This window comes from Paenibacillus sp. 1_12, from assembly GCF_900114475.1.
Lineage (GTDB): Bacteria > Bacillota > Bacilli > Paenibacillales > NBRC-103111 > Paenibacillus_S.
The window spans coordinates 95,231-110,365 of the sequence record NZ_FOTE01000015.1 but is presented as its reverse complement, the minus strand read 5'-3'; the positions used below and the strand labels follow the sequence as shown (position 1 = coordinate 110,365).

Sequence of the window (15,135 nt, the reverse complement as noted above, 5' to 3'; positions counted from 1 at the left end):
ATTAATTAATGATTGAACGTTACAGCAGGCCGGAAATGGCCCGGATTTGGACGGAAGAAAATAAATTTAACGCTTGGCTTGAGGTCGAGCTGCTATCTTGCGAAGCATGGGCAGAGCTTGGGGTCATTCCCAAAGAAGATGTGGTAGAGCTGCGCAAAAATGCTGCTTTTGACATTGAACGTATTTATGAGATCGAGCTGGAGACACGCCATGACGTGATCGCATTCACGCGTGCCGTTTCCGAAAAGGTAGGCCCTGAACGTAAATGGGTACACTATGGCTTGACCTCGACAGACGTTGTTGACACGGCTCTCGGTTATTTGCTTAGACAGGCTAACGAGATTTTGGAGAAGGATTTACTAAATTTCATTGAAATTTTACGCAATAAAGCGATTCAATATAAAGATACACCGATGATGGGACGGACACATGGCGTACATGCCGAGCCGACAACCTTCGGTTTGAAAATGGCACTGTGGCTGGAAGAAATGAAACGGAATCTGGAGCGTTTTCGCTATGCAGCAGACGGCGTACAGTACGGTAAAATTTCCGGCGCAGTAGGCACTTATGCAAATATCGATCCTTTTGTCGAAACCTTCGTATGTGAGAAGCTGGGCACAAAAGCGGCTCCAATCTCGACGCAAACCTTGCAGCGTGACCGTCATGCCGAATATATGGCTACACTTGCACTGATTGCAACATCCATGGACAAATTCGCGACTGAAATTCGTGCACTGCAAAAAAGTGAAGTGCGCGAGGTTGAGGAAGCTTTTGCAAAGGGGCAAAAAGGTTCGTCCGCTATGCCACATAAGCGTAATCCTATCGGCTGCGAGAGCATCTCGGGCTTGTCCCGTGTAATTCGTGGTCATATGATTTCGGCTTATGAGAATGTGACATTATGGCATGAACGCGATATTTCACACTCGTCCGTAGAACGGATTATTTTGCCGGATGCAACGATTTTGTTGAATTATATGCTGAACCGTTTTGGAACGATTGTGAAGAACCTGACCGTGTTCCCGGAAAATATGAAGCGCAACATGCAAAGCACTTATGGTGTACCGTTCTCAGGACGCGTTATGACGAAGCTGATCGATAAAGGCTACAGCCGTGAGCAAGCTTATGATACTGTACAGCCACGTGCTATGCAGGCTTGGGAAGAGCAGCGTTCGTTCCGCGATATTATTGAAAACGAGCCTGTGATCCGTGAGCAGTTGAGTGCGGAAGAAATTGAAGATTGCTTTAACCCAACCTGGCACTTGAAGCATGTCGATACGATATTCAAACGTCTTGGCTTGACTGAATAATAAATTAAGGGAGGACCACAAACGATGGTCTCAGCAAAGGCAATTTCGAGCGCCGAGTCTTATCTGAGCGCACCGCTGATCTACAAAGGTAAGGTTCGTGAGCTTTACGATTTAGGTGAGCACTATTTGATCGCGGTAACGGATCGGATTTCGGCATTCGATTGGGTGCTGTCACCTGCGGTACCGGACAAAGGCAACGTGCTCAATTCCTTAAGCAAATTCTGGTTCGAGCAAACCGCGCATATTCAGCCGAATCATGTGGTTCATGGCGATGTTGATCAATTAGGCGATATTGTTAAAGACCGCGAGATTATGAAGGATCGTTTTATGGTTACCAAAAAAGCGGAGCGTATTGATATCGAATGTGTCGTCCGCGGCTATATTACAGGCGGTGGCTGGCGTCAATATGTACAAACTGGCGAGATCAATGGACAAAAGCTGCCAAGTGGTTTGCGTAAAAACGAACGCTTCGAGAAGCCAATTTTTACACCAGCAGCCAAAAACGATGTTGGTCATGACGAGGATATTTCGATTGAACGGATGAAAGAACTAGTTGGAGCCGAATTGACTGAGCAGCTTCAAGCCAAGAGCATTATGCTTTATGAATTTGCACACCGTTTCTGCGAAGAGCACGGCATCATATTAGCTGATACCAAGTTCGAATTTGGACTGATCGACGGAGAAATCATCTTGATCGATGAAATCTTTACACCAGATTCCTCACGCTTCTGGGCCAAGGAAAAGTACGCCTTCGATATTGAAATCGACGGTATGGACAAAGAACCAGTTAGATCCTATCTGTCCAGCACGAATTGGGATAAAAACAGCGAGCCTCACCCGCTTCCAGCTGATGTCGTTGAGGAAACCTCCCGCCGCTACAGAAGCATATATGAGCTGTTAGTTAAGTAAAGCGTTAAACAAAAATTCATAAAAGTTCGGTAAAGATGTCCCGCTGCGCGGTCAAATATCCTTACGATCTCTGTTGTTTCCGTATTTTTTGATTTTATAAGATATTTAGCGGTAAAAGTACGGAAACAAAGGCGAACGCTAACGCTTCTCCAGGATAATTTGACCGCTGCGCTCATTCTTCACCGAACTTTTAAAGTTAAGCACATAAGCTCCTATCATTAAGTTCTCAAGCAGGCGCTTGCGAAGCGAGTGCTCTGCGCAACGCACGTAGATGCTTACAATACAGTCTCTATGAAAACTCAGTAGACGCTTACGAAGTAAGTTTTCTACGAAAACTCTAAGGAGGATTCACCCCATGTTAAAAGCAACTGTATATGTCACGATCAAACAAAGCGTACTCGACCCTCAGGGTGTAGCCGTACAAGGCGCTCTTCATTCGATGGGCTTCGGCGAAGTTGATAAAGTACGTGTAGGTAAATACTTGGAATTTGAACTGGGCACAGCTGATCGCGTAGAAGCCGAGCAACGTGTCAAATCGATGTGCGAAAAGCTGCTTGCTAACACCGTTATCGAAGACTACCGCTACGAATTGGTATAAGCAAAGGTTTGTTTTCAAGCCCGATTCTCAAGCTTGGTTCATCGCTGCCGTAGCTGCAGCGATACAGCGAGCGAAGCTATGCTGTACTGTTTAAAGGCTCTTGCCTTAGCTAACAGCACCGAAACTTAAGCGTGTCCCGAAAGGGACGAAAGCGATCATCATAAGCACCACAACATGCGTACGAACGTATCACCCAAGTCAAGCGGGTCCCGTTAGGGACGAAAGCGCCCCGAGAACACTCCAGTGTGCATACATGCCAAGGGAGTCCAGAGGGCAACGCCCTTTGGGGCTCTCCCTATAGGGAGGGTTTGGGAGGGTACATCAAAGGAGGATAATCATGAATTTCGCTGTATTGGTGTTTCCAGGCTCCAACTGTGATATCGATTGCTATAAAGCGGTTGAAGAAACAATCGGGCAGCCTGTTGAATATGTGTGGCATACCGAAACCGATTTGTCCAAGTATGATTGTATTATCGTACCAGGCGGATTTTCGTACGGGGATTACTTGCGTACAGGCGCGATAGCCCGTTTTGCTCCAGTGATGACGGCACTTGTTCAAGCTGCTGAAAAGGGCACTTACATTATCGGGATCTGCAATGGGTTTCAAATTTTGCTGGAATCGGGTTTACTGCCTGGCGCGATGCTTCGCAACAATTCACTTAAATTCCGCTGTCATGCGGCTATGCTGCAGGTGGACAATAACGTAAATCCGTTTACAAAAGAATACAAGCAGGGTGAATTGGTTAATATTCCAATCGCTCACGGTGAAGGCAACTATTATTGTGACGATGCAACACTTGCGGAATTGCAAGCAAACAATCAAATTGTTTTTCGTTATGAAAAGGGTAATAACCCGAATGGTTCTGTGGACGATATCGCAGGCATTTGCAACAAAGCGGGTAACGTATTAGGTATGATGCCGCATCCGGAACGTGCAGTAAAAGAATTGTTGGGTTCGGCAGACGGCAAGCGGATGTTTACATCGATCTTGAGCACTTGGAGGGAACAACATGGCGCAGCAGTTAACGGTTAAGGAGCCAAACGCAGAACAAATCGCGGAGCAGAAGATATACAAGCAGATGGGTGTAACCGACGCGGAATATGATCAAGTATGTGGATTCCTCGGACGTAAACCGAATTATGTAGAGATCGGCGTATTCAGCGTTATGTGGTCCGAGCATTGTTCTTACAAAAATTCGAAGCCGGTTCTTCGTAAGTTTCCTGTAACAGGCCCACGTGTATTGATGGGTCCAGGTGAGGGGGCAGGAATCGTTGATATTGGCGATAATCAAGCTGTTGTTTTCAAGATTGAAAGTCATAATCACCCTTCTGCTATCGAGCCGTTTCAAGGTGCGGCAACAGGCGTCGGCGGTATTATTCGTGATATTTTCTCTATGGGTGCACGTCCAATAGCTGTTTTGAACAGCTTGCGTTTTGGTAATCTAAAGAATGACCGTGTTAAATATTTGTTTGAGCATGTAGTATCGGGGATTGCCGGTTATGGCAACTGTATCGGAATTCCAACGGTCGGCGGCGAAGTCATGTTTGATGAGAGCTATGAGGGGAACCCGCTCGTTAATGCAATGTGTGTAGGTTTGATTGATCACGATAAGATTCAAAAGGGTGTTGCCAAAGGCGTCGGCAATCCGGTGTTTTATGTTGGACCGGCTACGGGTCGTGATGGTATCCATGGTGCTACCTTTGCATCGGAAGAACTGACCGCAGAATCCGAAGCGAAACGTCCTGCTGTACAGGTAGGCGATCCGTTCATGGAGAAGCTGGTATTGGAAGCTTGCCTGGATTTGATTAACTCCGGTATCGTGCTGGGCATTCAGGATATGGGTGCAGCCGGACTTACTTGTTCAAGCGCCGAGATGGCGAGTAAAGCGGGTAATGGGATGGAACTGTATCTGGATGAGGTACCGCAGCGTGAGGAAGGCATGACGCCTTACGAAATGATGCTGTCAGAATCGCAGGAGCGTATGTTGTTTGTTGTTGAGCCTAAGGATGAGGCGCAAGCCAAAGCGATTTTTGAACGTTGGGGTTTGCATTGTGCAAAGGTTGGTAAGGTAACTAACGACGGGTCGCTTAAGCTGTTCCACAAGGGTGAGATGGTTGCGGACATGCCGGTTACAGCACTTGTTGATGAAGTTCCTGTATATAATAAACCTTCTCAAGTACCTGCGTACTACCTGGCTAATGCTGAGGTGGATACGAATCGATATGCGGAAGTAACAGATTTGAATGATGCGTTGAAACAAGTGTTGGCTTCCCCGACAGTTGCAAGTAAAGAATGGGTCTATAGTCAATATGACTACATGGTTCGTACAAGTACAGCTGTTCGTCCGGGCTCGGATGCAGCGGTCGTAACGATTCAGGGCTCACGTAAATCGCTCTCGATGTCGACTGATTGCAATGGACGTTTTGTTTATCTGGATCCTGAAGTGGGTGGTAAGATTGCGGTTGCGGAAGCAGCACGTAACAATGTATGCTCTGGCGGTGAGCCGCTGGCGATTACCGATAACCTGAACTTTGGAAGCCCGGAAAAGCCGGATATTTTTTGGCAGCTGGAAAAGGCAGCAGACGGAATTTCAGAAGCCTGCCGCAAGTTGGATACACCAGTTATCGGCGGAAACGTCAGCTTGTATAATGAAAATTCCAAAGGTGCCATCTACCCAACACCGGTTATCGGAATGGTTGGATTGGTTCATGATACTGATCATATTACGACGCAAGCCTTCAAAAAAGAAGGCGATGTCATCATTCTATTAGGCGACACCAAAGCAGAATTAGGCGGCAGTGAGTTCCAATACGTACTCCATGGAGTGACAGAAGGACGTCCACCTCAAATCGATCTTGATGTTGAGAAAAAGCTGTTAAGTACCGTGCTTGGCGGCATTCAAAAAGGTCTGGTTGCTTCTGCGCATGACTTATCCGATGGCGGTTTGGCCGTAGCTCTTGCTGAAAGCTGCATCAGTGGCAATCTCGGAGCTCAAGTCGATTTCTCGACTGACTTGCGTAATGATTTTGCATTGTTCAGTGAAAGCCAATCCCGTATTCTGCTCAGCGCTTCTCCTGAAAAGGCGGAGGCATTGACGCAATGGATTTCGTCACAAGGCGTGCCATATCAGCAATTAGGTCAAGTTCAAGGAACAGAGTTGCATATCCACATTAACGCTAAACCAGTCATCCAGTCACCGGTTGAACAACTACAAAAGGTTTGGAAGGATGCGATTCCATGTCTGATGAAATAAAGACATTGCAGGAGCAGCAGCTATGGACAGGCAATTATTATAATGAAGATATGGGCAGCCGTGACGGGCTGCTTGATAAGCTAGGGGAGGAATGCGGCGTATTCGGAGTGTTTGGTCACTCCGAAGCCGCTTCACTCTCCTATTATGGTCTGCATGCGCTGCAGCACCGAGGTCAGGAAAGCGCTGGAATCTGTGTAGCGGATGGTGAGAGCTTCAAATACCATCGCGGCATGGGTCTTGTGAAGGAAGTTTTCAATAATGATAATTTAACGACTTTAGCCGGAGCCAATTCCATCTCACACGTTCGTTATTCGACAGCCGGTGAGAGCAAGCTGGCTAATGCTCAGCCTCTAGTGTTCAAATATCGCGGCGGTGATTTGGCGATTGCTACAAACGGCAATTTGACCAATGCAGCCGAGGTGAAAAGGAAGCTCGAGGATATGGGCTCGATCTTTCAAACAACAAGTGATACGGAAGTAGTTGCCCATCTAATTGCACGCTCCAAGCATACCGATATTGAGCTTGCAGTGAAAGAAGCATTGCTTCAGGTGGAGGGGGCATACGCCTTTTTGTTCCTGACCAAGGATAAAATGGTTGCAGCTCTAGATCCTCATGGTCTGCGTCCATTTGTTATCGGCCGTTTGGGCAATGCCTATTTGTTCGCTTCGGAAACCTGTGCTTTTGACGCGGTGGGTGGAACTTATTATCGTGATGTAGTACCTGGCGAATTACTTGTACTCGATGCAAAGAATGGTATGGTTGAGGATCGATTCTCACCGATCAAGCAGCGTGCTATTTGTGCGATGGAGTACATTTATTTTGCACGACCCGACAGCGATATGGATTCAATTAATATTCATTCTGCCCGTAAAAGGATGGGAAAGAAGTTGGCACAGGAAGCGTTCGTTGACGCTGATGTGGTTACCGGCGTACCGGATTCCAGTATTTCAGCGGCAATTGGCTTTGCTGAGCAAACAGGTATTCCTTATGAGCTCGGCCTGATCAAAAATCGCTACAGCGGTCGGACATTTATTCAGCCCAGTCAAGAACTGCGCGAGCAAGGTGTGAAAATGAAGCTGAGCGCCGTTCGCAGTATCGTTGCCGGTAAACGGGTCGTAATGATTGACGATTCGATTGTCCGGGGCACAACCTCACTGCGTATCGTCAACATGCTCCGTGAAGCGGGTGCAACCGAAGTACATGTTAGGATCAGCTCGCCGCCATTTATGAATCCTTGTTATTATGGGATCGACACACCGGACCGCAAAGAATTGATCGCGGCACAAAAGTCTATTGAGGAAATTCGTGTGGCGATCAATGCAGATTCGCTTTACTTTCTTAGTAAGGAAGGTCTGCTGAACTCCATTGGTCGTCCTAATGGTGATGTGAATCAAGGCAATTGTACAGCCTGTTTTGACAACATGTACCCGACGCGCATTACTCAAGAGTCTGAAGTCGGATGTGGGTGTGACTAAGGGTCTTTTCGTGGGAATTGATTGAAACCTGTGAATTTGGATTCATACGGACGGTTATTCCGGAAAAAGGTTGCCATTCCACCGCTCTTGAAATAAAGCTGCTTGGAATAGATTTCTTATAGGAAGCAGCTTTCTTTCAAAGGCGGCCGTTGCACTTTCCATGGCAATCCCTTTTCCTCCATACACCTGCATGAATCCAAATTCACAAGCACTCCCCACTCACAGAACCTTGTCTGTGAGTAGTAGAAAGAAGGCGGAGGCATTCGCTTGCTCTGCCAGGTTAGAGCTAGCGGTGGCGCAAGTCGAGCCACCAAGTGACAACTAAGTGGTGCCATAGTCAGACCACTCGGGTAACAACTAGTCGGTGCTGCAAGCACGGCTTATTGGGTATCTATCGAGGCCAAGCAAAGCCGCCGAGTGGACAACTAAGCGGGACCGTGTCCCGGCCCGTCAAGTCAAAACTACGGGGTTATACATACCCCCCGCCAATCATTATTAAAACGCAGGTTGTGTGGACTGCGTTGAGCCTTTCGCACTTGTGCTTGTAAGTAGTGCGCCAGATCGCCAGTTAGGCGGAGGGCTGTGTGCTTGCCGGAGAGTTTACGAGCCGCCTTTGAAAATGGGTTATCACCACTCAGTCTAATCACCATAACCCATTTTCAAGAGCGGCCGCAGGCGAGCAGCACAGCCCGGAGCCGTTCCATGGCGATCAAGCATCCTCTTACCCTCACAAACGCGAACAGTAAAACCATCCACCAACCAAGATAAAGGAGTGTAACCAGTGTCGGATGCATATAAAAAAGCCGGAGTCGATATCGCGGCAGGCAACGAAGCAGTAGAGCGAATGAAAAAACACGTAAAAACCACATTTCGTCCCGAGGTTCTAACGGAGCTAGGCGGATTTGGTGGGCTTTTCGGATTGAATAAGGATAAATACGACGAGCCGGTACTCGTATCAGGTACGGATGGCGTGGGTACGAAGCTCAAGATTGCTTTTGCCATGGATAAGCATGACACGATCGGCATCGATGCTGTAGCGATGTGCGTTAACGATATTATTGTTCAGGGCGCAGAGCCGTTGTTTTTCCTCGATTATTTGGCATGTGATAAAGTCATTCCAGAGAAAATCGAATCGATTATCAAAGGCATTAGCGATGGCTGCGTTCAGGCAGGCTGTGCACTAATCGGTGGCGAAACGGCTGAAATGCCTGGTATGTATGCGGAAGGCGAGTATGATATTGCCGGATTTACGGTTGGTATTGTTGATAAAAAGAAAATCATTGACGGCTCCACAGTCCGTCCGGGTGATGTAGTGCTTGGTCTTGCTTCCAGTGGCGTGCACAGCAATGGATTTTCGCTTGTTCGCAAGCTGCTGTTAGAGGAAAAAGGCTACAGTCTGCATGACACTATTGACGCACTGGGCGGTAAGCTGGGTGATGTGGTGCTGGAACCAACGAAAATTTACGTTAAATCCGTACTTGCCGCTTTGGAAAAGGTAGAGCTTAAAGGATTGGCGCATATTACAGGCGGCGGTTTTATCGAAAATATTCCGCGGATGCTGCCTGCTGATGTAAATGTTGAAATCAACTACGGCTCCTGGCCGATTCTACCAATCTTCCAACTGCTTCAGGAAACGGGTGCAATCAGCAACAACGACATGTTCCGTACCTTCAACATGGGAATTGGCATGGTAATCATCGTTTCTGAACAGCAGGCTGCTGAAGCTGCGGCTATTTTCGCTGAGCAAGGCGAGCAGGTATATACGCTGGGACATGTAACCTCGGGAGATCGGGTGGTTACGTTTAGCGGAGCCGTTGTATGAGTAAGTCCTTTCGCATTGCCGTGTTCGCTTCCGGGAGCGGGTCCAATTTCCAGGCTATTGCGGATGCGGTGAATGCTGGCAGGCTCGATGTTCACATCGGGCTTCTTGTCTGTGACCGTCCCAAAGCACAGGTAGTGGAGCGGGCGAACAAGCTGGGGATACCGACATTTGTATTCCGGCCGAAGGATTATGAGAGCAGAGAGCAGTATGAACGGGAGATTTTGCAGCGGTTGCAGGAGCTGGAAATCGATCTGGTCGTGATGGCTGGTTATATGCGGCTTATTACGCCAGTGCTTGTCGAACCATGGTATGGCAAACTCATTAATGTCCATCCTTCATTGCTTCCTGCTTTCCCAGGTCTGGACGCTATTAAGCAGGCGCTCGATTACGGGGTGAAGGTGACAGGGGTTACGGTGCACTACGTGGATGGCGGTATGGATACAGGGCCGATCATTGCTCAACAAAGCCTGAATATAACCACAGACGATACGGAAGAAAGCTTGGCTGCGCGAGTTCATTCCATCGAGCATGTTCTACTGCCTCAAGTCATAGCACAGATCGCAGCGGGTCAGATCAAGCTGAGCCAATAAAGCGGACTCCATAAACCCTCATAAAGCAAGAAGCAATATATGAAATAAGGTAAGCTTCCTTAAACGCTCAAGCAGCACCCATTTAAATAAAAAGCCAATCAGTGCACCACTTTAATAAGTCCTGTTTCACCAAATACAGCTGCACAGGAAAGGAATTATACGATGAGTAACCCTAACGAAATCCATTTGCGCTATGGTATGAATCCGCACCAAAAAGAAGCCAAAATCTACAGTGAGAACGGCAATCTGCCACTTCGCGTTGTCAACGGCGATCCAGGCTTTATCAACCTGCTGGATGCTTTGAACAGCTATCAGCTCGCTCGTGAGCTGCGTTTGGCTACGGGACTTCCTGCCGCTGCTTCTTTCAAGCATGTTAGCCCTGCTGGAGCGGCTGTATATGCCCCGCTTAGTCCTGAACTGGCTAAAGCTTATTTTGTTGAAGGCTTGGAGCTGTCTCCACTGGCAACTGCTTATGCAAGAGCGAGAGGCGCTGACCGGATGTCATCCTTCGGAGATTGCGCGGCGCTTAGTGATATCGTCGATGCATCAACTGCACGTCTTTTAAAACGCGAGGTTTCGGATCTGGTTGTAGCTCCAGGCTATACAGAAGAAGCTTTGGAAATTCTGCGTTCGAAGAAAAAAGGCGGATTTTTGATACTAGAGATCGATCCTGAATATGTGCCAAACCCGGTAGAGAAGCGTAATCTGTTTGGCATGACCTTAGAGCAGCAGCGCAATAATGGTGTCATTGACAGCTCGGTTCTGAATCACATTGTTACGAACAATAAAGATCTTCCTGAAGATGCAAAACGTGATATGCTGATTGCTCTAATCACCCTGAAATACACGCAATCCAACTCGATCTGTTATACATTGGATGGCCAAACTATTGGAATTGGTGCTGGTCAGCAGTCAAGAATTCATTGTACCCGTCTTGCTGGTGATAAAACAGACCGTTGGTTCTTACGTCAGCATCCGGCAGCACTTGCAATGAAATTCCGTCCAGGCATCACTCGTCCTGAACAAAACAATGCGATTGACCTGTGGCTGGAGGAAGAAGTAACTTCTTTTGAAAACGCAAGCTGGGAGCAATATTTTGAGGAAGTGCCAGTTCGTTTAACTCGTGAGGAGAAGCGCGAATGGTTGAACAAGCTGCAAGGTGTTACTTTTGGTTCAGATGCCTTCCTACCGTTCCGTGACAATTTGGATCGTGCAAGCCGCAGCGGTGTAAAATACGTAGTTCAAGCAGGCAGCTCGATGCGTGATGAAGAAGTCGTCCAAGCCGCTAATGACTACAACATGGTGATGACCTATTCCGGAGTTCGCTTATTCCACCACTAAAATATACAGCTAGAAGTCCAGTGAAAAAGGTACCGCAGCGCGGCCAAATATGCTTCTGATCGTTGGAAATAAAGGCGAACGCTTACGCTTCTACAGGAACATTTGGCCGTTCCGCTCCTTTTTCACCGCACTTCCAGAATTTTTCATATAACGGATATCGATTTAATTATAAGGGGGAACTATCGACGTGAGTGCAAATGATAAGCTGATAGCCGAGCAAAATTTAGAGGGCTTGCAACAAAATCCGTACCCGGGACGCGGGATTGTAATTGGTCTGACACCAGATGGAACCAAGCTTGTTCAAGTATACTGGATTATGGGACGCAGCGTGAACAGCCGCAATCGGATTTTTGTCCAAGAGGAGAACGGCTTTTTGCGTACGGAAGCTAAGGACCCTGCTTTGTTGACGGATCCTTCTCTGATTATTTATTATCCCCTTAAGCATACTGAAGGCTCGCATATCGTAACGAATGGTGATCAAACCGATACGATTTATGATACTTTGCTTGCAGGAGGTACTTTTGAGCAGGCATTAATGACAAGAACCTTTGAACCGGACGCACCGAACTACACGCCAAGAATTTCCGGTTTGGTACAGTTGAACAATCCAGAGTGTCAGTACAAGCTGTCCATTTTGAAGTCCAATGCAGGGAACCCGGAGCAAACCTTCCGTCAGTACTTCCATTATGAGCAGGCATTAGCAGGCTACGGACATTGCATCCATACGTATTCCGAAGACGGCGATCCATTGCCATCCTTCCAAGGCGAGCCGAAGCTGGTTCCTTTATATGATGATATCGAGCAGACGCTGCATGCTTACTGGGATCGGTTGAATGAAGACAATAAAATTTCACTGCTGGTGAAAACCATTCAAATTGATAATGGACAAACGGAATTAAAGGTCATAAATAAGCAGTAATTTCAGATGTAGTGAGCTCAAAGCAGTCATTCCAAATGCTTTAAACAAGTAATAGGGAGGTATGTGAAGTGCGGATTTTAGTAGTAGGCGGTGGCGGCAGAGAGCATGCGATTTGCTGGGCATTGAAAAAAAGCTCAAAGGTGCAGGAGCTGTACTGTGCGCCAGGTAACGGGGGGATCGCCGGAGTTGCGGAATGCGTGCCGATCCAGGTTAATCAATTTGCGGAAATAGCTGAATTTGCTGTTGATCATGCGATTGATCTAGTCGTTATCGGTCCAGATGATCCTTTATCCGAGGGTATTGTTGATTATCTTGAAGCCAAGCAGCTGACTGTATTTGGCCCTCGCCAAAATGCAGCGATTATTGAGTCCAGTAAAGTATTTTCCAAGGAATTATTCAAAAAATATAACATTCCAACTGCCGCCTATGAGTCATTTGATAATTATGAAGCGGCTCTCGAATACTTGCATAGCCAGCAAATACCGATTGTGATCAAAGCGGACGGATTGGCTGCGGGCAAGGGTGTTATTATCCCTCAATCGATGGAGGAAGCAGAAAAGGCACTTCATGATATTATGGTTGCCAAAATTTTTGGCGAGTCCGGTAATCAGGTTGTGATCGAGGAATTTATGACGGGTCAGGAAATGTCGATATTATCGTTTGTTGATGGCAATGTGGTACGACCGATGGTTGCTGCACAGGATCATAAGACGGTTTTTGACAATGATAAGGGTCCAAATACCGGAGGCATGGGTACTTACTCACCGCTGCCTCATATTGATCCGTCTATTATCGACGAAGCGATTGAGAAGATCATCAAACCTACCGCTGCCGCGATGGTTAGTGAAGGCCGTCCATTCCGCGGTATTCTGTTCGCAGGTTTGATGCTGACGCCACAAGGGCCTAGAACGATTGAATTTAATGCGCGTTTTGGAGACCCCGAAGCACAGGTCGTGCTGCCGCGGCTAAAAACCGATTTGTTGGACATTTTTTTGGCAGCGATCAATGGTCAGCTGGGACAAATGGATATTCAGTGGAGTGACGAAGCTGCAGTTTGTGTGGTTATAGCGTCTGAAGGGTATCCTGGACCTTATCCAAAGGGACTGCCGATAGAAGGTCTGGATGATGTACAAGACGCGCTTGTGTTCCATGCAGGTACCGCGTTGAAGGATAACAAGATCGTGACCAACGGAGGTCGTGTACTGGGTGTTACAGCACTGGGAAGCGATATTGCTGATGCCCGTGCCAAAGCGTATGCAGCAGCGGAGCTTATACAGTTCCAAGGCAAGCACAGCCGCACCGATATTGCGAAGAAAGCACTAATCACTCATAGATGAATCATCAAGGAGGCGGATTCTTATCCGTCTTCTTTTTTGCTTACCTACTTGACAGAAATAACTGTAATCGATATAATAACAGTATAAGGTGAAGGCAGCAAGTAATACCGTCAGGAGGCTAACCAATGAATAGCGAATTTACAATAGCGGTTCATAGTCTGACGCTTCTTGCTTACAAGCCTGATCATATGGCAACCAGCGATATGATAGCACACAACGTTTGCACCCATCCGGCAAGAGTGCGCAAAGTAATGGCGCTGCTTCGCAAGCAGGGTTATGTAGGAGCGAAGGAAGGGATTGGCGGCGGATTTATTTTGAAATGCGAGCCTGATCAAGTCACATTAGGTGAGATTTATCAGCTGACTTCATTAGGGTCTGTGAAACCAGGCTGGTGTTCAGGTGACGTTGAGCAGGAGTGTATGGTTGCGTGTAATATGGCTTCGGTAATGGAAGGTATTTTTTTCGCAGCGGAGCGTCAGATGATTGAATACTTCAATCAATGGACGATTCTGGACGTATTGGTTCAGGTTCGTAAGGAACAGCAGAGCAAGGCTTAGTGGAGCTGTGGAGTCTGATCAAATCATAAAGCGCCTGTTTACTGTGAGGAACACAAACGTCATTTTATGCATAAACTGTAACAAATATTATTATAGTTTAATATAAAGTGTAAATATCAAAAGTATTACCTAATTAACAGTTTCTATTGATTAAACATAGGTTGTTAATGGGTAATATTGTAATATAAAGATTTTGGAGGGGAGAGTGGCAAGCATGGAATGGGCAAAACAAGCAATTATCGGTGTAGGGGACTGGGTCGGAGGGACCTCAATTGAGGACGAAAAAATGATCGGGTACGTAGATTCAATGGATGCTTATGGAACTGTAAAAGTAATGGTTACACAGTCGGATCATCAGGAAGCTATTGGGCACATCGTTACCAGTAAGAGATTTAAGCTGGAAAAGCTAGATGAATACACGCCTTCAAATGAGTCCGATGTGCTCAGTATGATGGATTTGGCGTTAATGACGAGGGATCAATTGTGGTTCGATGAGCTGGGCTCCACTCTCCGCAGCATTCAGTCCAAGAGACAGAATGGTTCTTCCAAGGAATTGCCAGAGTTCAAGCATGCTGCGAGAAGAATAAAAATTGATTAATGATAAAACTATAGATGGAACCAATGTACTCAATTTCAGATTATAAGGAGTGGTAATGATGGCAATCGTAAAAGTAGCAGATGATAACTTTAAAGAAACCATTGGTCAGGATGGATTGGTACTTGTGGATTTTTGGGCACCATGGTGCGGTCCTTGCAAAATGATTGCTCCAGTTCTGGAAGAGATGAACGGGAAATTGGGAGACAAATTGACGATTGCCAAAATGAATGTGGATGACAATCCGGAAACACCTGGGTCTTATGGCATCATGAGTATTCCTACGCTCAAATTGTTCAAGAACGGTGTAGAGGTATCCAGTGTAGTAGGCTTCAAACCGCTTCAGGATATGCTGTCCTGGGTTGAACCGCATTTGTCCTAATGTTTGCCTATAATAAAAGTTGCCGGAATCGTCCTGCTGCGCTTTACAA

Annotated in this window: 15 protein-coding genes; all 15 read left to right on the top strand. The window is 46.8% G+C overall.

The window, feature by feature from the left end:
- Positions 1–8: 8 nt before the first annotated feature.
- The 15 genes from purB (at position 9) to trxA (ending at position 15,086) form a co-directional block, all read left to right on the top strand.
- Entirely contained in the window at positions 9–1,307 is a 1,299-nt protein-coding gene (gene purB / locus BM210_RS25780; protein WP_091174988.1) for an adenylosuccinate lyase, read from the top strand.
- A gap of 24 nt (positions 1,308–1,331) precedes the next feature.
- The gene (locus tag BM210_RS25775; RefSeq protein ID WP_091174986.1) at positions 1,332–2,216 is read left to right on the top strand and encodes a phosphoribosylaminoimidazolesuccinocarboxamide synthase; all 885 of its coding nucleotides are present in this window, start codon (positions 1,332–1,334) and stop codon (positions 2,214–2,216) included.
- A 355-nt stretch (positions 2,217–2,571) separates the two neighbouring features.
- Positions 2,572–2,814, top strand: coding sequence for a phosphoribosylformylglycinamidine synthase subunit PurS (gene purS / locus BM210_RS25770; RefSeq protein ID WP_091174984.1), 243 nt, complete (start codon positions 2,572–2,574; stop codon positions 2,812–2,814).
- A gap of 337 nt (positions 2,815–3,151) precedes the next feature.
- Positions 3,152–3,847: a phosphoribosylformylglycinamidine synthase subunit PurQ gene (gene purQ, locus BM210_RS25765; RefSeq protein WP_091174982.1), complete on the top strand. Its 696-nt coding sequence runs from the start codon at positions 3,152–3,154 to the stop codon at positions 3,845–3,847.
- Complete coding sequence (gene purL, locus BM210_RS25760; protein WP_091174980.1) at positions 3,825–6,068, top strand: phosphoribosylformylglycinamidine synthase subunit PurL; 2,244 nt, start codon at positions 3,825–3,827, stop codon at positions 6,066–6,068. The genes purQ and purL overlap by 23 nt, the downstream gene beginning before the upstream one ends.
- Positions 6,053–7,543: an amidophosphoribosyltransferase gene (gene purF / locus BM210_RS25755; protein ID WP_091174978.1), complete on the top strand. Its 1,491-nt coding sequence runs from the start codon at positions 6,053–6,055 to the stop codon at positions 7,541–7,543. The genes purL and purF overlap by 16 nt, the downstream gene beginning before the upstream one ends.
- A 588-nt stretch (positions 7,544–8,131) precedes the next feature.
- Positions 8,132–8,311, top strand: a complete 180-nt coding sequence (locus BM210_RS34395) for a hypothetical protein (protein WP_143101096.1) — start codon at positions 8,132–8,134, stop codon at positions 8,309–8,311.
- 13 nt (positions 8,312–8,324) lie between these two features.
- Positions 8,325–9,365, top strand: coding sequence for a phosphoribosylformylglycinamidine cyclo-ligase (purM, locus tag BM210_RS25750; RefSeq protein WP_091174976.1), 1,041 nt, complete (start codon positions 8,325–8,327; stop codon positions 9,363–9,365).
- Positions 9,362–9,955, top strand: a complete 594-nt coding sequence (purN, locus tag BM210_RS25745; protein ID WP_091174975.1) for a phosphoribosylglycinamide formyltransferase — start codon at positions 9,362–9,364, stop codon at positions 9,953–9,955. The genes purM and purN overlap by 4 nt, the downstream gene beginning before the upstream one ends.
- A 114-nt stretch (positions 9,956–10,069) precedes the next feature.
- Positions 10,070–11,296, top strand: coding sequence for a phosphoribosylaminoimidazolecarboxamide formyltransferase (locus tag BM210_RS25740; RefSeq protein ID WP_371263547.1), 1,227 nt, complete (start codon positions 10,070–10,072; stop codon positions 11,294–11,296).
- A gap of 187 nt (positions 11,297–11,483) precedes the next feature.
- On the top strand, positions 11,484–12,215 hold the full coding sequence (locus BM210_RS25735) for an IMP cyclohydrolase (protein WP_218184970.1): 732 nt from the start codon (positions 11,484–11,486) through the stop codon (positions 12,213–12,215).
- Between the two features lie 68 nt (positions 12,216–12,283).
- The gene (purD, locus tag BM210_RS25730) at positions 12,284–13,552 is read left to right on the top strand and encodes a phosphoribosylamine--glycine ligase (RefSeq protein WP_091174972.1); all 1,269 of its coding nucleotides are present in this window, start codon (positions 12,284–12,286) and stop codon (positions 13,550–13,552) included.
- Positions 13,553–13,677: 125 nt separating this feature from the next.
- On the top strand, positions 13,678–14,109 hold the full coding sequence (locus tag BM210_RS25725) for an RrF2 family transcriptional regulator (RefSeq protein WP_091174971.1): 432 nt from the start codon (positions 13,678–13,680) through the stop codon (positions 14,107–14,109).
- A 214-nt stretch (positions 14,110–14,323) separates the two neighbouring features.
- The gene (locus BM210_RS25720) at positions 14,324–14,707 is read left to right on the top strand and encodes a hypothetical protein (protein ID WP_091174969.1); all 384 of its coding nucleotides are present in this window, start codon (positions 14,324–14,326) and stop codon (positions 14,705–14,707) included.
- A 58-nt stretch (positions 14,708–14,765) separates the two neighbouring features.
- Entirely contained in the window at positions 14,766–15,086 is a 321-nt protein-coding gene (gene trxA, locus BM210_RS25715) for a thioredoxin (protein WP_091174968.1), read from the top strand.
- The last annotated feature ends 49 nt before the right edge of the window (positions 15,087–15,135 follow it).